We start from the raw sequence: 15,887 nt of genomic DNA on the forward strand, positions 1-15,887 counted from the left end.
TTAATTTACTTTTAAAGGTTCAGTAATTTTTCTAGCTCTTAACATTTCTCTTTTTCCAGGAGGTCCAGGTAAACGCTCTACCATAAATCCAACTTCTTGCATTGCCCTTCTTACACTTCCTTTTGCACTGTAGGTGACTAAAATTCCTTTTTCTTTTAATGCATTATACATTTTCTGAAAAATTTCTACAGTCCATAATTGAGGCTGAACACGAGCTCCAAAAGCATCAAAATAAATTAAATCAAATGCATCAACATCAACTATATCTTCAAAAAATTGCTTTCTTTTTTTTAATGAAAAATTTTCTGCAATTTCATGCTGATTCTCCCAAGAAACCTTATGCATTTTTTTAAAAATAGCATTCTCATTTTCTGCTTTTAAGATTGAAATAAAATTCATTTTCTCAACTTCATCAGCAGTAACAGGATATGCTTCAACACCAACATAATAAACCTGCTTTTTAGCTTCTAAGTATGTAATCAAACAATTTAAACCCGTTCCAAAACCTATTTCTAAAATAGATACTTTTTCAGATTCAATTTGTTTTAAACCATTTTCTATAAAAACATGGTAAGTTTCGTTAATAGATCCATTTTTAGAATGGTATTGTTCATTCCAATCTGGTAAATGAATTGTTGAAGAACCATCTGAAGTAATTAATATTTCTCTTTTCACAAGCTAATATTGATAATGCTTTTAAATATTTCTTTATTCTGCTTTAATTAAAACACCATCAGCTTCAAAAGCAAATTCCTTTTTAGGTTCAGTAATTTTTTCAATTTCATCTTTAGATTTCCCAGCATCTTCTGCATAATGTTGTAATTCTTTTACAGAAGTTTGTTTTATAAATGCTTTTCCATTTACGATTGCTTCTCTTCCTTTCGAATCTAAAGGCATAAAAAAACCATAATCTTTAAACCGAACCATTGTTTCTGTTTCTTTGTTTAACGGTAACTTCATCCAACATCCTTTTTTTGAACAAACTTCTTTAATATTAGATACAAATTTCACATCAATTGTATCGCCTACTTTCATTGTTTCAAATTTGGCAAGTAATGCTGTTGAAGTAATGGCATTATCCGAAGAAATTTTCGCACCGAAAGTATCGTATTGTTTAATGACTTCATTTTTTTTATCTTTTTCTTCTTCTTTTTTCTCTTGTTTACATGCTGTAAAAACCAAGAAAACAACTAAACAAAACTGAGCAAAATATTTCATAATTTATGGATTTAATGTGTTTCTTACAAAGTTACATAATTCGTTATTAAAACCACTATTTTGATATATTATCAGAGGAATAATTTATGTACATTTGTTCTTTAATTTAATCAACCCAATGAAATCTAATATAGAAATTCAACGTGTAGAAAAATCGAACATAGAAAATGTAGATTTTAACAACTTACCTTTTGGTAGTGTATATTCAGATCATATGTTAGAATGTGATTTTGTAAATGGTGAATGGCAAACTGCTGTCATTAAGCCTTACGCACCAATTTCTTTAGATCCTTCTGCTAAGATTTTTCATTACGGACAATCGATTTTCGAAGGAATGAAAGCTTACAAAGATGCAGACGGAAACACCATGTTATTCAGACCTTTAGACAATTGCAAACGTTTAAATAAATCTGCAGAACGTTTGGTTATCCCTCAAATTCCTGAAGACATTTTTATGGATGGGTTAAAAAAATTATTAGAAATTGATAACAATTGGATTCCAACAAACGAGGGGAGTTCTTTATATATTAGACCTTTTATGTTTGCTTCTGGATTAGGGTTTCATGCTTCTCCTGCAGATGAATATAAATTTATTATATGTACCGCACCTTCTGGAGCTTATTTTGCAGGTAAAGTAAAAGTTTTAATTGAAGAAAAATATGCGAGGGCTGCTAATGGTGGAGTTGGTTTTGCTAAAGCAGGTGGTAATTATGCTGCGCAATTTTACCCTACTCAATTAGCTATCCAAAAAGGGTATAATCAAGTAATTTGGACTGATGATAATTCTCACGAATATATTGAAGAAGCTGGTGCTATGAATATTTTTATTCGCATTGGAAACACCTTAATTACAAGTCCTACAAATGATAGGATTTTAGATGGAATTACGCGCAAAAGTATCATACAAATTGCCCAAGACTCTGGAATTGATGTAGAGGTTAGAAAGATTACTGTTTCAGAAGTCATTTCTGCAGCACAAAATGGCAACTTAAAAGAAATGTTTGGAGCAGGAACAGCTGCAGTAATTTCTCCAATTGCAGGTTTTGGCTACCAAGGAAAAGATTATGATTTACCAGAATTAGAAAATCCTTTTGCAACTACTTTAAAGAAAGCGATTACAGACATACAAACTAATAAAGCTGAAGACCCTTATGGTTGGAGAGTAATGGTGTAATTACTATTATTTATTATATTAGAAAAGCATCAATTTTAAATTGATGCTTTTTTGTTGTTCTTTATTTATTACCTTTAAAGAAACTAAATTTATTATTATGAAAACGTATCCAAAAGAAGATATTAAAGTGATGTGGGAACCTGAAAAATGCACGCATTCTGCAAAATGTGCGTTGGGTTTACCCAAAGTGTTTAAACCAAAAGGTAAACCTTGGATTCAAACTGAAAATGCTTCTAAACATGAAATTATAAACCAAGTTTCAAAATGTCCTTCAGGTGCTTTAAGTATCATTCGATAAGTAATCTATGAAATATTTTTGGAATATTATTTTTACAATTCTTCTTTTTTCTTGTAATAATAATTTATCAGATAAAAAATTAACAAAACAATCACAACCCAAGCATTATCTAACAGTTTTAGGCACTGCACAAGATGGTGGTTATCCACATATTGGATGTCAAAAAATATGTTGTGCTAATTATTATAACGGAACTAACAAAAGAAAAAGTGTTGTTTCGTTAGGGTTGGTTGATTTAGAAAACAACCAAAAATGGTTATTTGATGCTACACCCGATATGCATACACAATTGGCCGAATTAGAAAAAAATCACCTGAAAAATAAAAAAGTTATTGATGGTGTTTTTTTAACTCATGCTCATATTGGCCATTACACGGGCTTAATGTATTTTGGAAGAGAAGCTTTAGGTAAAAAAAACATCAATATTTTTGCTATGCCAAAGATGAAAAAGTATTTAACTAAAAATGGACCTTGGAGTCAGTTGATTTCTTTAGAAAACATAAAGCTCCAACCATTACAACACGATTCTATCATAATCTTAAATAATAAATTAACTGTAACCCCATTTTTCGTTCCGCACAGAGATGAATTTTCTGAAACTGTAGGTTATAAAATTAAAGGCTCAAAAAAATCAGCTTTATTTATTCCAGACATAGATAAATGGCAAAAGTGGAAAAGAAACATTATTGATGAAGTTAAAAAGGTAGATTATGCTTTTGTTGATGCCACCTTTTTAAATCAAAAAGAAGTAAAAAGAGCTATGACTGAGGTTCCACATCCTTTTATAGAGGAAACTATAAAATTGTTTCAAAACCAAACTTTTACAACCAAAAACAAGGTAATTTTTATTCATTTTAACCACACAAACCCCGTTTTACAAGAAAACAGTGAGGTAAGAACAGAAATTGAAAAATTAGGATTTAGATTTGCGAGTGAAGGTCAAAATTATGGTTTATAATTTGACCTGTTTCTAAAACAAGAAAGTTATGAATATAAAATATTGCATATTCTAGTTAAAGTTAACAAATTTGCTGAAAATTACTTTTCTAAAACCTTTTTAATATTTGGTTTAAAATAATTTGGACCTTTTAAAACCTTTCCATCTTCTCTGTAAATTGGTTTGCCGTCTTCACCCAATTTACTCATATTTGATTGTTGAATTTCATTAAAAACCTCTTCGATTTTATCCTGCATCCCATGTTCTATAATTGTACCACAAAGAATGTATAGCATATCACCTAAAGCATCTGCAACTTCAACCAAATCGTTATTATTAGCAGCTTCTAAATACTCTTCATTTTCTTCTTTCATCAACTCAAATCGCAATTGTTTTCTTTCTTCAGAAATATCTACTGTGGGTACATCTTGAATATTTAATTTAAACGCTGTATGAAATGCATGAACTGCTGCTATTTTGTTTTTCATTTTTATGGTATGTTTTATTTTTATTTTCTCAAATGTGCTCGAAACTGTCTTTATGTTTTTTAATTTAAGTTGCTTTTTTTAACAACCAAGTTGGTACAATCTTTAATACCCAAGCTACCAATCGCCAACGCTTAGAAATATAGGCAACTCTTCTCTTCTTTTTTATCGCTGTATAAATTTGTTTTACTGCTTTTTCTAAAGGAACCAACCAAAAAATTCCATCTCCAAAAGCCATAGCAGTATTTACAAAACCAGGTCTAATTTCTGTAATAAAAACTTTGTTTGATTTTATGGATTTTGTTTTAATAAACAAACTCTCTAAATAGGCTTTTTGATATGCTTTTGAAGCAAAATAAACAGGTGCTGAACGATTTCCTCTTATGGACGCTATAGAAGTAATTCCAACCAAATGTCCAAATTGTTGTTTTTTAAATAAATTATAAGCTAGCGTGTACAATTTTGTAACTCCTAAAACATTGGTATTGATGCTTTGTTGTTCTTTATCCCATTCAAATTTTGGATTGATATATGCTACTCCTGAAGATTGAATAACAGTATCTATAACCTTGAACTCTGTTACAATTTCGTTAAATACTTTCTCAACTTCATCAACATCTTGGATGTCGTTTTGTTTTATTAAAATCTGATTTGGAAATTGATTTTTCAATTCTTCTAACAACTCCAATCTTCTTCCAGTAACTGCTACTTTATAACCATCTTTTACTAAAAGTTTAGCTAGCGATTTTCCGATTCCAGAAGTTGCTCCAAAAACGATGGCGTTCTTCATTAAATTTGTAATTTTGCTTTTATATATTCGCTTTATTTTAGAAAGACAAGATATATAAAACTTTAAGAACTATTTCTTGATCAACACAAGAGTAATTCACAACTTATAAAGAATATTGAACATGTTTTTAAATACTTTTTTCACTTCTGGAAGAATCGTTTTTATGATTTTTTTTATTATTGCTTTTATTGCTCTTATGATTTACAGTTACAGAAAAGACATAAAAAACCATGAGCGCTACTACAAAGGTGCTGGAAAAAAAGTAATTATTTATGGCGGATTAATTATTGTAATTTTTGTAGCTATTCGTTTTCTTTTTGGCAACTAGTTATTTTTACATTGTTTCTACTTTACTTAAACTTTCGTGATCTAAAATGGTAAACCCGTCTTCATCAAAGGAGGCTGCTGGCACATATTTTACGTTAGTTTCTAACTTATCAAAATCATAAGAATAGATTTGATACACTTTTTGAGCAAAAGATTCTTCGTGATAACTTATCAATATATATAAAAAAGCATCTAGGTTTTCTATTTTATCATCAGAATAATCATATAACGGACTTTTTTCATCAATCTCATGTACAACAGTCCAAATTGTTGGCAAATACATAATTTTTTCTCTTTCTAATTTTAGAGTATAAAAGTTACGGGTATATGCTCCTTTTTTATCTTTTTCTGATATGGATAAGGTTACTTTAATTTCTGGTTCTATCATAACCGTTTTACGCTTGTTCATTAAACGAAACATGATTGCTCTTTCTTTTTTAAACTTTCGTAAAATCAAGTTATCACTAAATTTGATTTTAGCTTTGGGTTTAGAAAATCGCCCATACAATAATCCTGTGATAAATGAAAAACTCAACAAACCAATCATCGCTTCAAAAGCAGCCACAAAGTTTGCAGTGATTCCTTTTGGTGCAATTCCTCCATAACCCACAGTTGTTAACGTTTGAGCGCTGAAGAAAAATCCGTTTAAGAAATCTTCTAAAAAAGTACCTTTGGGCTTTGTAATTTGTTCGATACCTATACTTACATAAATCAATCCAAAAATGATGTTGATTAGGGTATAAGTAAAAATAATTAACAGAAAAAAATGCCACCAAGATATATCTACAAAATAAGCATATAAATCATTAATACTTCTTTTCCTATTCAAATGTACCACGTTACTGCTTCCATCATCATTAATAATGTCTTTTGCATTTTGTTTTGATTGGTAACCAAAACCTGGATCTCTCGTTTTTCTTGCCATAGTATAAAGAAATAAATTGATACTTAAAGTTATGATTCTAAATGTGACTTTTTCGAATTCTTTTTAACCTTTTCCACGCTTTATTATTTATAAGGATGTAGAAAACAAAACACCCTATATCTAATAAAAAATAGAACAAACTTATACCACTTGGAGGATTGTTACTGGGTAAGGATTCAAAAATTCCAAATGCAATTGGGGGCCATTTCCAACAACCAAATGCTGTTCCACCAATTTCTAATAATGCCACAACAATATACATTGTATAAAAATATAACCTGTCTTTAGGACGTTTGTAGAGTATCAAAAAAACCAATATTGTCATTAAAAAACCAAAAATATCTGAAAAAAAAATCAAATAAATGGTTGCAAAAATTAAAATAATATAAGTAAATAGTTCCTCTATAGCTTTGTGATATTTTCTTGCCAGAGCATCTTTACTAAACATTAAAACTCTACCATATAAAGCTGCATGACCTAAAGGAACATACCAGGGTACATTCTCTAATCTGTACGTATACATCCCCAAATAGACAGAAAAAAAATATTCTCCTAACAAACCTAAAACAACGGCTACAAACATCGATTTTCTTACTCGTGGATAAGCCCTTTTATACATCCAAAAGAAACTGAAGATTGCTAAAATATTAATTGGAATTTGAGAGTTTACAAAATGATTTGTAAAATAAATTCCATCAAAAAAAAGCATGAAAATAAAACCTACAAAAATTCCTATTTTTCTGAGAAAAATATAACCTAATTTGTGTAAATCGTTTTTTGGAATACTTGCTACTAGCATTTATGATGGATATTTAAAACAGTTTGTTGTATGATCGTTTACCATACCAACTGCTTGCATAAAAGCATAGACAACTGTAGATCCCACAAACTTAAACCCTCTTTTTTTTAAATCTTTAGAGATTTTATCAGACAAAGGTGTTGTAGCCGGAACATCTTCTCTTTTATGAAATGTATTTACAATTGGTTTATCATCGACATAGCTCCAAATAAAATTAGAGAAAGAACCAAATTCTTTTTGAACTTCAATAAATAATTGCGCGTTAGTTATAGCGCTTCTTACTTTCAATTTATTTCTAATGATTCCTGAATCTTGGAGTAAAGATTGGTATTTAGTTTCAGAATATTTTTCAATTTTTTTATAATCAAAATCATCAAAAGCTTTTCTAAAGTTTTCTCTTTTATTCAAAATAGTAATCCAGCTTAAACCTGCCTGAAAAGTTTCTAAAATTAAAAACTCAAACAAAGTTTTATCATCATAAACTGGCTCACCCCACTCATTGTCATGATAATCTTGATATAGTTTACTATCTGTTACCCAAAAACATCTTTGTTGCATTTATTTTAATTCAATAGGTTTTATACTTGTTTGTCTATCATTTACATATTCAAAAGTGCCTTCTCCATAAAAACCAGCTTCTTCTAGCATAATTCTAATATCTTTATTCCATTCTTTTATATAAACCGTAGTATTTAGCTCTATGGCATAAGCAGTATTTCTTTCTAAAGGATAATCACCGTTAAAAGGAACACCTCCTTGAGAATCCCACATTCCGATTGTTGTACCAGCACTATGCCCATATTTACCTAAAGGATGCGTATAGATTGAGGGCCTTAACCCTTCTGATTTTCCTTGTTGTAAAGATGCAGCTAGAATCTGGTTTCCAGATCTTCCGTCAATCATATTAGAAGTTAAAATGTCTTGCACTCTGTTTCCTTTTTTAAAAGCATTTTTTAAGAATTGAGGAACATCATTTTCGTCTGGTTTTAAAACGTAAGCATGTTGTTGACAGTCTGTATTTAAGCCGATATAAGTAATTCCAAAATCGCAATGTAATAAATCTCCAGGCTGAATAATTACTTCTTTTTTAGCTTTTGAAAAAGATTCTATGTGCGATTTTAATTTTTCTTTACTTCTCTGTACATCTATAGTTGGGTGAAACCATGTTTCTAATCCTAAATCAGTAACTTTCTGACGTAAAAACCAAACTATATCATTTGTTGTTGTTTTACCAGTTGTTATGGTTTTAGAAGAAAAAGCTTCACCTATAATATTGTGAGTAATAGCAACTAAATCTCTAAAAAGTTTCATTTCTTTTTCGGTTCTAGTCTCAATCCATTGGATTGCTAACTTTTCTGCAGATACAATTTTACCTTTATAATTTTCTGGTAAATTATTTAAAAAAGCTTCATAATCAGTTTTTACTAAGCCGTCTGCCAAAGCAAAATGTTCTGAAAAATTTAATCCAATTTTATCCGGATTTCGTTCTTTTATGATATCTACCAAAGCTTTCCATTGATTAGGCTCCTTCTCTTTATCCCAAGCAGATTTTATACTCTTTCCAATATCATATCTTGCAACAGCTAAACGTTCTAAAGTATTTTTTTCTTTATTTCTATAAAAAACTATAATGGTTCTTCTTCTAGCATTTAACCACGTTGATGGCAACATGGTTTTGATAACAGGATCTTCATTATACTCTCTTGAGATAACCACCCACATATCAATCCCAGACTTATCCATCAATTTTGGTAAAAGGTTTGTAAAACGATCTTCTAACAATTCGTCTTTTAAAATTGCTCTATTTTTTTCATTTAAAATAGTATACGATTCTATTTTAACCTCTTTATTACAGGAAATCAATAAGAAAGTTATAGATATAAATAATATTTTTTTTATCATAATCTTAGTTTTAAAGACATTAAAAATAATGCTAAAAACAACGCTATCGCAATCTCCTTAGATTTTTTTTTTGTAAATTGATATGTTTACTCAATAAAAGTCTATTTTGACTCATTTATGGTTTTAAAGTTAAAACAACAGTATTACTTTTGATAATAACTATGATAATATCTTAAAAAAATGAAAATTATAAAATATTCTATTTCAGTAATACTATTAAGTCTTTTACTATTTGCTTGTGGTTCTTCTCCAATAAAAACAGCAGCTAAAGACAAAGAAGAACCCGTTGTAATTGCTAACGATAGTTTAGAATACGAAATTATCATTATTGATGTAGGTTTTAATTATTTCTTAAATGCTATTGCTCAACCTAAAGGCTTCTACTCTCAAAAATATCTTGAAAACAGAAACAGAGTTTGGGTAACTACTTGGAATATTCGAGTGCAAAATCCTTCTCGTTTTAACCCTAATATTTATGAAAACATTATTGATTATCAACCAAGCATAAATTATGGTTACGAAGTAAATTACAAACTATTTAATTACTTTTTGTTTGCACAAAAAAAATACAAAATGAGTTTAGGTGGCGGATTTAGAACTAATAGGATTAATTAGTTACTTTTTTAAAACTCAAAAAACTATAATCGAAACTGTTTTTATTATCAGCTTTAAAATCTTCTCTTTTAATTTCTTTCCAAACTTTTTTATCTATTTCTGGGAAAAAAGCATCAGCCTCAAACTCTTGGTGCACTAGAGTAATGTCTAAGCGATCTACTAAATCTTTTTCCATAACTTCTTTGTAAATCTGAGCTCCACCTATTATAAAAATCTTTTCTTCAGAAGAAGCTAATTCGATTGCTTCTTCTAAACTATGCGCAATTAAACATCCATCTTTATAATAATTCTTATTTCTAGTAATAATAATTGTAGTTCTATTCGGTAAAGGTTTTCCAATAGATTCAAATGTATTTCTACCCATTAAAATATAATGTCCAGAGGTAATTTTTTTAAAACGTTTTAAATCTGCTGGTAAATGCCAAATTAAATCATTATTCTTACCTAAGGCATTATTTTTTGCAATTGCTGCAATAATTGTAATCATAAAATCTATTAATTGTTGGACAAAATTAAACCAATTCTCTTCAGGTTTGACGTTTTATACCATTTTTAAGACAAATTTATTAACAGCGAATACGTTTTCGGCATAAAAACCCTGAAAATCAAGCAAAAAGAAATCATCCTTTTTTTATACAAACTACAATTTAGTATTCCTTTTATTTGGAATTATCAATAATTTGCATAAGCATTTTATCAAACTGATAATTCTTCAAAATTCTTTAAAAACATCGTTTGTCATATAAGCAAACTTCTATAATTTTACCGAAAAATTTGAAATAAATAATTCTGAAAATAAATAATTATGGCAATTAAAAAACAATTTTTGAAAAGTAAACCAGTTTGTAAAGTAACTTTTACTGTTCCTGCTGAAGAGGCTAAAAAAGTAGCAGTCGTAGGTAGTTTTAATGAGTGGAACGAAAAAGCAACTCCATTAAAGAAATTAAAAAACGGATCTTTTAAAGGAACTGTTGATTTAGAAGCTGGAAATTCTTATGAATTTAGATATTTAGTTGACGGGAACTATGTAAACGAAGAAGCTGCAGATGCTTTCGCTTGGAGCGATTTTGCTGGAGCTGACAACAGTGTATTAAACTTGTAACAGAAATGTTGTGAAATGACAAAAAGAGCTTTCAATTTTTTTTTGAAAGCTCTTTTTATTTTACAAAAAATATTTTTTAAACTGCAACTACACCTTTTATATGAGGATGTGGATTATAATTAATGAGTTCAAAATCGTCAAAAGTAAAATCTAAAATACTTTTTACTTTTGGATTAATTTTCATTTTTGGTAAAGGCCTAATATCTCTAGACAACTGTAATTCTAATTGTTCTTTATGATTATTATAGATATGTGCATCTCCAAAAGTATGGATAAACTCTCCTACTTCATAACCACATACTTGGGCAATCATCATGGTAAATAATGCATATGAGGCAATATTAAAAGGAACACCCAAAAAGATATCTGCACTTCTTTGATATAGTTGGCAAGATAATTTTCCATCTGCAACATAAAACTGAAAAAAAGCGTGACAAGGAGGTAAAGCAGCCTTTCCGTTTGCAACATTTTCTGAAAAAGATTTTGAAGTGTCTGGTAGTACAGAAGGATTCCATGCAGAAACTAACATCCTTCTAGAATTTGGATTGTGCTTAAGTGATTTTATAACTTCTTCTAACTGATCAATCTCATCACTATTCCAATTTCTCCATTGGTGTCCATAAACAGGTCCTAAATCTCCATTTTCATCAGCCCACTCATTCCAAATTCTTACTCCGTTTTCTTGTAAGTATTTGATATTTGTATCTCCATTAATAAACCAAAGTAATTCATAAACGATTGATTTTAAATGTAACTTTTTTGTAGTTACCATTGGAAAACCTTCACTTAAGTCAAATCGCATTTGATAACCAAAAACACTCTTTGTTCCGGTCCCTGTTCTATCTCCTTTTTCGTTTCCGTTTTCTAAAACGTGTTTTACTAAGTCGTGATACTGCTTCATAATCTTTCAAAATTTAGTGCCAACTAAAATAAAAAAAGCTTCAATTCTAAAAAGATTGAAGCTTAAATTAATATTATAAAGTTATCAACTATTTTTTGATAACATATTTAAAAACTATCCAATAATCATACCTGCAATAGTTGCAGACATTAAAGAAGCTATTGTACCTCCGATTAAAGCTTTCATCCCAAATTCTGATAACGTTTTACGCTGTCCTGGAGCTAAAGATCCAATACCACCAATTTGAATTCCAATTGAAGCAAAATTAGCAAAACCACACAACATATAGGTTGCCATAATAACAGATTTATTAAAAGTTAAATGGGTTGCATTTGCAACATTTTTTAATTCTGCTAATTGTATATAACCTACAAATTCGCTAGCTGCTAATTTAATTCCTAATAATTGCCCCATCATAGAAGTATCTGGAGTTGGCACACCAATTAACCACATTAAAGGAGCAAAAATAGAACCTAAAATAAACTCCAAAGACAATGCTTTATAAGAAGTATTTGCTGCAATAATTTCGTTTAAAGCAGTCATATCACCTACCCAACCTAAAATACCATTTAACATTGCAATAACAGCAACAAAAACCAATAACATTGCACCAACATTTACTGCTAATCGCAATCCTTCTGTGGTTCCATTAGCGATAGCATCTAAAATATTAGACCCAATTTTTTCTTGAGAAACGGTTACATCTGTATTTACTTTTTCTGTTTGTGGATATAAAATTTTCGAAATAACTATAGCTCCAGGAGCCGCCATAACTGATGCTGCTAAAAGGTGTTTCGCAAAAACCAACTCTAAATTTTTATCCCCTCCTCCAAGAAAACCTATGTAAGCTGCTAAAACAGCACCAGCAACCGTTGCCATTCCGCCAATCATTACCAACAACATTTCTGACTTATTCATTTTTTCTAAATAAGCTTTTATCAACAAAGGTGCCTCTGTTTGTCCTAAGAAGATGTTCCCTGCAACAGATAAACTTTCCATACCAGAAATCCCTAAAAACTTAGACAAAACTATTGCTAATAATTTCACTATTTTTTGAATAATTCCTAAATAAAACAGTAGTGATGTTAATGCCGAAAAGAAAATAATCGTTGGCAGTACCTGAAAAGCAAATATGTATCCAAAAGTATTCATATCTCCAACCATACCTGCAAATAAAAACTCACTACCTGCTTTTGTATATTCTAATATTTCTATAAATATACCTCCAACAAATTCAAATAAAGACTGAATAAATTTCACTTTTAAAACTCCAATGGCAATTAATAATTGAAGTGCTAAACCAATACCTACTTTTTTCCAATCGATAGCTTTTTTGTTTGCACTAAATAAAAATGCAATAACAATTAAAGAAAACATACCTAATATACCCCGCCACAAACTTCCTAAAGAAAATCCTTGACTAGCCAGTATTTTAGATACAGCTATAGTAGTTTCTGTATTTTGAGAAAACATTGAAACCGAAAACAAACAGAAAGCTACTAATAGTATTTTTTTCATGTATAGATTTTTAATTAAGAACGCTTACTTATTTCGTCTCTAATTTTAGCAGCCAATTCATAGTTCTCATTTGCCACTGCAGCATTTAACTTACTATTTAATTCTTGCATTGATAAATCCGAAAAATCGTTATCTTTTTTGATAACCAACTCCTCTAATTCAAGAGAATCTTCTTCTGGTTCTGAAGTTTCTTTTATGGATAACTCTTCTTCAATTTTAAGGTAAATTCCGGCCTTTTCTAAGATGTTTTCATACGTATAAATTGGTGCCTGAAAACGAACAGCAATCGCAATAGCATCCGATGTTCTAGTATCTATAGTCTCTTCTACCCCATCTTTCTCACAAATTAAACTAGAGAAGAAAACACCATCTACCAATTTATGAATAATTACCTCTTTTACAGTAATTAGAAAACGGTCTGAAAAGGTTTTAAATAAATCGTGAGTTAACGGTCTTGGAGGTCTAATTTCTGTTTCTAAAGCAATTGCAATAGACTGTGCTTCAAAAGCTCCAATAATAATTGGTAATGTCCTAGTACCTTCTACTTCACTTAAAACCAAAGCATAAGCTCCACTTTGCGTTTGACTATAGGAAATACCTTTAATGTTTAATTGTATTAAACTCATAAAATCTTTCTACAAATCTAAAAAAGCTGTTTTTGTTGGTTGATTGCTTTTTAGAGGGCACAATTTAATAAAAATAATAGCTTAAAAATTGTTATTTCTATAAAAATAACAAATATAAATTACACAACTATCGAAAGATTAAAAACATTTACTTGAACTTATTTCTTTTCATCATTTTATAAAAATGTAATCACTTTTACAAGCTCAAGAAAACACATGGCTAAGAAAATGAATATAAGTTATTTTACTTCAACTTTAAATAAAAAACCTATCAAACAATAATTTGATAGGTCTTTGATAACTCTGTTACTTTCAAAAGAATTAAAGTGCTTTTAAAAAGGATTTAAGCAGACTTAAAAGCTTTTAATTTTTCAATTAACTTAGGTACAACTTCAAAAGCATCTCCTACAATTCCATAATCTGCAGCTTTAAAGAAAGGTGCATCTGGATCTGTGTTAACAACAACTTTTACCTTGGATGCATTGATTCCTGCTAAATGTTGAATAGCACCTGAAATACCTATAGCTATATATAAATTAGAAGCAACTGGTTTTCCGGTTTGACCAACGTGTTCTCCGTGAGGACGCCATCCTAAATCTGAAACAGGCTTAGAGCAAGCAGTTGCTGCTCCTAAAACGTCAGCTAATTCTTCAATCATCCCCCAATTTTCTGGTCCTTTTAAACCTCTACCAGCAGAAACTACAATATCTGCATCTGCAATGGTAACTTTACCTGTAACTTTTTCTATTTTATCTGATGAAACTCCTGCCTCTGTAATTGTTGCATCAAAATTTTCTGTAGTTCCAGAAACAGGATTTTCGTGAACCCCAAAAGAGTTTTTTGCCAGACCAATTACTTTATTATCAGTAGAAATTACTGTGTTAGAGAAGGCTTTATTAGAAAAGGCTTTTCTTTTTACTGTAAACGGACTTGTGCTTGATGGAGCGTCTACCACGTTAGTTGCACAACCTGCTTCTAAATTTACTGCCACCATTGGCGTTAAGTATAAGCCATCTATACTTGAGTCGATGACTACAATATTTGCGCTTTCAGCTTTTGCTACTTCTGTAACAACTGCTGCATATTGTTTCGCGTTAAATGTATTTAAACCCTCATTAGAAACTGAAACTACTTTTTCTGCTCCATAGTTATATAATTCTGATGAATCGCTTGCATTTATAGTTAATGCAACAATATTTGTTCCTAGTTGTTCTGCAACTTTTTTTCCGTATGAAACTACTTCTAAGGCAGTTTTTTTAAATTTTCCTTCCGATGAATCGGCAAAAACTAAAACAGACATATTATTAAGTTTTTAGTTGTTAGTAGATAGTTTTTAGTAGTACTGTACTAACATAATTATTTTTATTTATTTTAGATTCCGAAATTAATTCGGAATGATTTAACTTTTAAATTAAATCACTTTTGCTTCGTTGTGTAATAAGCTAATTAACTCATCTACATTATCTGCATCTACTAATTTTACGGCTCCTTTTGGTGCTGGTTTTTCAAAAGATTGAATACTTGTTGCAGCATTACCTCCAACTGCCTCAACTACTTGTAGAGGTTTTTTACGCGCCATCATAATTCCACGCATGTTAGGTATGCGTAAGTCTTTCTCTTCTACGATTCCTTTCTGACCAGCTACAACTAAAGGCAAACTTGATGATAATGTTTCTGCTCCTCCATCAATCTCTCTTTCTGCATTTACATTAGTTCCATCAACTTCAACACCAACACAACCATTAATAAAATTAAAATCTAATAATGTAGCTAACATACCAGGAACTATTTGTCCATTATAATCCGCAGATTCTTTTCCTGCTAAAACTAAGTCATAACCACCTTTTTTAACCACTTCAGCTAATTCTTTTGCTACTTGAAACCCGTCTGTTGCAAGAGTATTTACACGGATAGCATCATCTGCACCAATAGCCAAAGCTTTTCTTAAAGTAGGTTCTGTTTCTGCACCTCCAACATTTACTACTGTTACAGAAGTACCTTGTTTTTCTTTAAACCACATAGCTCTTGTTAAACAAAACTCATCATAAGGGTTAATTACAAACTGAACTCCATTTGTATCAAACTTTGTATCGTTTTCTGTAAAATTAATTTTTGAAGTGGTATCAGGAACGTGACTAATACATACCAATATTTTCATAAATTCTATTTTTTATACTTTAATGTTGGCGAAATTACACCTTTTTTTTAAAAAATATTATGCATGCATAATAAATTTTCAATTATTTAACATTTTACGAAATCGATTGAGT

At 30.1% G+C, this 15,887-nt stretch carries 20 protein-coding genes; 6 read left to right on the forward strand and 14 right to left on the reverse strand.

Translation table 11 applies throughout. The features are described from left to right. Nucleotides 1-675 carry a tRNA (5-methylaminomethyl-2-thiouridine)(34)-methyltransferase MnmD gene (mnmD, locus tag DIS07_RS02950; RefSeq protein WP_109403720.1) on the reverse strand — a complete coding sequence of 225 codons (675 nt, stop codon included), beginning with the start codon at nucleotides 673-675 and terminating at the stop codon, nucleotides 1-3. A gap of 33 nt (nucleotides 676-708) precedes the next feature. After that, the gene (locus DIS07_RS02955; protein ID WP_109403721.1) at nucleotides 709-1,218 is read right to left on the reverse strand and encodes a DUF4920 domain-containing protein; all 510 of its coding nucleotides are present in this window, start codon (nucleotides 1,216-1,218) and stop codon (nucleotides 709-711) included. A 118-nt stretch (nucleotides 1,219-1,336) separates the two neighbouring features. On the opposite strand from DIS07_RS02955, the gene DIS07_RS02960 reads away from it, so the two are divergent. From DIS07_RS02960 to DIS07_RS02970, 3 genes are all read left to right on the forward strand, one after another. Continuing rightward, nucleotides 1,337-2,392, forward strand: a complete 1,056-nt coding sequence (locus DIS07_RS02960; protein WP_109403722.1) for a branched-chain amino acid aminotransferase — start codon at nucleotides 1,337-1,339, stop codon at nucleotides 2,390-2,392. Nucleotides 2,393-2,489: 97 nt separating this feature from the next. Further along, the gene (locus DIS07_RS02965) at nucleotides 2,490-2,690 is read left to right on the forward strand and encodes a (4Fe-4S)-binding protein (protein WP_109403854.1); all 201 of its coding nucleotides are present in this window, start codon (nucleotides 2,490-2,492) and stop codon (nucleotides 2,688-2,690) included. 7 nt (nucleotides 2,691-2,697) lie between these two features. Beyond that, entirely contained in the window at nucleotides 2,698-3,648 is a 951-nt protein-coding gene (locus DIS07_RS02970; protein ID WP_109403723.1) for an MBL fold metallo-hydrolase, read from the forward strand. Between the two features lie 80 nt (nucleotides 3,649-3,728). Here the strand turns inward: DIS07_RS02970 and DIS07_RS02975 are convergent, their stop codons facing one another. Together DIS07_RS02975 and DIS07_RS02980 are read right to left on the reverse strand one after the other, a co-directional pair. Further along, nucleotides 3,729-4,115 (reverse strand): pyrophosphohydrolase domain-containing protein, encoded by a 387-nt coding sequence (locus tag DIS07_RS02975; RefSeq protein WP_109403724.1) that lies wholly within the window; start codon nucleotides 4,113-4,115, stop codon nucleotides 3,729-3,731. A 64-nt stretch (nucleotides 4,116-4,179) separates the two neighbouring features. Next, entirely contained in the window at nucleotides 4,180-4,902 is a 723-nt protein-coding gene (locus tag DIS07_RS02980; protein WP_109403725.1) for an SDR family NAD(P)-dependent oxidoreductase, read from the reverse strand. Nucleotides 4,903-5,065: 163 nt separating this feature from the next. On the opposite strand from DIS07_RS02980, the gene DIS07_RS02985 reads away from it, so the two are divergent. After that, nucleotides 5,066-5,230: a hypothetical protein gene (locus DIS07_RS02985; protein ID WP_235869080.1), complete on the forward strand. Its 165-nt coding sequence runs from the start codon at nucleotides 5,066-5,068 to the stop codon at nucleotides 5,228-5,230. A gap of 6 nt (nucleotides 5,231-5,236) precedes the next feature. On the opposite strand, the gene DIS07_RS02990 is transcribed toward DIS07_RS02985, so the two are convergent. From DIS07_RS02990 to DIS07_RS03005, 4 genes are read right to left on the reverse strand one after another with little or no spacing between them, the layout of a single operon-like run. Beyond that, complete coding sequence (locus DIS07_RS02990) at nucleotides 5,237-6,154, reverse strand: ion channel (RefSeq protein ID WP_109403727.1); 918 nt, start codon at nucleotides 6,152-6,154, stop codon at nucleotides 5,237-5,239. 37 nt (nucleotides 6,155-6,191) lie between these two features. Further along, a complete protein-coding gene (locus DIS07_RS02995; protein WP_109403728.1) occupies nucleotides 6,192-6,953 on the reverse strand; it encodes a hypothetical protein in 762 nt (253 codons plus the stop codon). Continuing rightward, nucleotides 6,954-7,511 (reverse strand): DNA-3-methyladenine glycosylase I, encoded by a 558-nt coding sequence (locus DIS07_RS03000; protein WP_109403729.1) that lies wholly within the window; start codon nucleotides 7,509-7,511, stop codon nucleotides 6,954-6,956. It abuts the gene before it with no gap. After that, the gene (locus tag DIS07_RS03005) at nucleotides 7,512-8,855 is read right to left on the reverse strand and encodes a M24 family metallopeptidase (protein WP_109403730.1); all 1,344 of its coding nucleotides are present in this window, start codon (nucleotides 8,853-8,855) and stop codon (nucleotides 7,512-7,514) included. Between the two features lie 180 nt (nucleotides 8,856-9,035). On the opposite strand from DIS07_RS03005, the gene DIS07_RS03010 reads away from it, so the two are divergent. Continuing rightward, nucleotides 9,036-9,470, forward strand: a complete 435-nt coding sequence (locus DIS07_RS03010; RefSeq protein ID WP_109403731.1) for a DUF6146 family protein — start codon at nucleotides 9,036-9,038, stop codon at nucleotides 9,468-9,470. Here the strand turns inward: DIS07_RS03010 and DIS07_RS03015 are convergent. Next, entirely contained in the window at nucleotides 9,463-9,957 is a 495-nt protein-coding gene (locus DIS07_RS03015; RefSeq protein WP_109403732.1) for a dihydrofolate reductase, read from the reverse strand. The two genes, DIS07_RS03010 and DIS07_RS03015, sit on opposite strands and share 8 nt — an antisense overlap. Before the next feature lie 318 nt (nucleotides 9,958-10,275). Between DIS07_RS03015 and DIS07_RS03020 the strand changes: the two genes are divergently transcribed. Further along, nucleotides 10,276-10,572: an isoamylase early set domain-containing protein gene (locus DIS07_RS03020; RefSeq protein ID WP_109403733.1), complete on the forward strand. Its 297-nt coding sequence runs from the start codon at nucleotides 10,276-10,278 to the stop codon at nucleotides 10,570-10,572. 76 nt (nucleotides 10,573-10,648) lie between these two features. Here the strand turns inward: DIS07_RS03020 and DIS07_RS03025 are convergent, their stop codons facing one another. The 5 genes from DIS07_RS03025 to DIS07_RS03045 form a co-directional block, all read right to left on the reverse strand. Further along, entirely contained in the window at nucleotides 10,649-11,473 is an 825-nt protein-coding gene (locus tag DIS07_RS03025) for a thymidylate synthase (protein WP_109403734.1), read from the reverse strand. 114 nt (nucleotides 11,474-11,587) lie between these two features. Then, complete coding sequence (locus DIS07_RS03030; protein WP_109403735.1) at nucleotides 11,588-12,991, reverse strand: NupC/NupG family nucleoside CNT transporter; 1,404 nt, start codon at nucleotides 12,989-12,991, stop codon at nucleotides 11,588-11,590. Between the two features lie 14 nt (nucleotides 12,992-13,005). Then, complete coding sequence (locus tag DIS07_RS03035) at nucleotides 13,006-13,617, reverse strand: bifunctional nuclease family protein (protein ID WP_109403736.1); 612 nt, start codon at nucleotides 13,615-13,617, stop codon at nucleotides 13,006-13,008. 343 nt (nucleotides 13,618-13,960) lie between these two features. Further along, nucleotides 13,961-14,917: an electron transfer flavoprotein subunit alpha/FixB family protein gene (locus DIS07_RS03040; protein WP_109403737.1), complete on the reverse strand. Its 957-nt coding sequence runs from the start codon at nucleotides 14,915-14,917 to the stop codon at nucleotides 13,961-13,963. Between the two features lie 111 nt (nucleotides 14,918-15,028). After that, nucleotides 15,029-15,775, reverse strand: coding sequence for an electron transfer flavoprotein subunit beta/FixA family protein (locus tag DIS07_RS03045; protein ID WP_109403738.1), 747 nt, complete (start codon nucleotides 15,773-15,775; stop codon nucleotides 15,029-15,031). Between the last annotated feature and the right edge of the window lie 112 nt (nucleotides 15,776-15,887).

This window comes from Polaribacter aquimarinus (genome assembly GCF_003129485.1).
Lineage (GTDB): Bacteria > Bacteroidota > Bacteroidia > Flavobacteriales > Flavobacteriaceae > Polaribacter > Polaribacter aquimarinus.

Excerpts from the sequence above, each read along its gene's own strand:
- DIS07_RS02955 (WP_109403721.1), bottom strand. The coding sequence starts at position 1,218 with ATGAAATATTTTGCTCAGTTTTGTTTAGTTGTTTTCTTGGTTTTTACA.
- DIS07_RS02960 (WP_109403722.1), top strand. The coding sequence starts at position 1,337 with ATGAAATCTAATATAGAAATTCAACGTGTAGAAAAATCGAACATAGAA.
- DIS07_RS02965 (WP_109403854.1), top strand. The coding sequence starts at position 2,490 with ATGAAAACGTATCCAAAAGAAGATATTAAAGTGATGTGGGAACCTGAA.
- DIS07_RS02970 (WP_109403723.1), top strand. The coding sequence starts at position 2,698 with ATGAAATATTTTTGGAATATTATTTTTACAATTCTTCTTTTTTCTTGT.
- DIS07_RS02975 (WP_109403724.1), bottom strand. The coding sequence starts at position 4,115 with ATGAAAAACAAAATAGCAGCAGTTCATGCATTTCATACAGCGTTTAAA.
- DIS07_RS02980 (WP_109403725.1), bottom strand. The coding sequence starts at position 4,902 with ATGAAGAACGCCATCGTTTTTGGAGCAACTTCTGGAATCGGAAAATCG.
- DIS07_RS02985 (WP_235869080.1), top strand. The coding sequence starts at position 5,066 with ATGATTTTTTTTATTATTGCTTTTATTGCTCTTATGATTTACAGTTAC.
- DIS07_RS02990 (WP_109403727.1), bottom strand. The coding sequence starts at position 6,154 with ATGGCAAGAAAAACGAGAGATCCAGGTTTTGGTTACCAATCAAAACAA.
- DIS07_RS02995 (WP_109403728.1), bottom strand. The coding sequence starts at position 6,953 with ATGCTAGTAGCAAGTATTCCAAAAAACGATTTACACAAATTAGGTTAT.
- DIS07_RS03000 (WP_109403729.1), bottom strand. The coding sequence starts at position 7,511 with ATGCAACAAAGATGTTTTTGGGTAACAGATAGTAAACTATATCAAGAT.
- DIS07_RS03005 (WP_109403730.1), bottom strand. The coding sequence starts at position 8,855 with ATGATAAAAAAAATATTATTTATATCTATAACTTTCTTATTGATTTCC.
- DIS07_RS03010 (WP_109403731.1), top strand. The coding sequence starts at position 9,036 with ATGAAAATTATAAAATATTCTATTTCAGTAATACTATTAAGTCTTTTA.
- DIS07_RS03015 (WP_109403732.1), bottom strand. The coding sequence starts at position 9,957 with ATGATTACAATTATTGCAGCAATTGCAAAAAATAATGCCTTAGGTAAG.
- DIS07_RS03020 (WP_109403733.1), top strand. The coding sequence starts at position 10,276 with ATGGCAATTAAAAAACAATTTTTGAAAAGTAAACCAGTTTGTAAAGTA.
- DIS07_RS03025 (WP_109403734.1), bottom strand. The coding sequence starts at position 11,473 with ATGAAGCAGTATCACGACTTAGTAAAACACGTTTTAGAAAACGGAAAC.
- DIS07_RS03030 (WP_109403735.1), bottom strand. The coding sequence starts at position 12,991 with ATGAAAAAAATACTATTAGTAGCTTTCTGTTTGTTTTCGGTTTCAATG.
- DIS07_RS03035 (WP_109403736.1), bottom strand. The coding sequence starts at position 13,617 with ATGAGTTTAATACAATTAAACATTAAAGGTATTTCCTATAGTCAAACG.
- DIS07_RS03040 (WP_109403737.1), bottom strand. The coding sequence starts at position 14,917 with ATGTCTGTTTTAGTTTTTGCCGATTCATCGGAAGGAAAATTTAAAAAA.
- DIS07_RS03045 (WP_109403738.1), bottom strand. The coding sequence starts at position 15,775 with ATGAAAATATTGGTATGTATTAGTCACGTTCCTGATACCACTTCAAAA.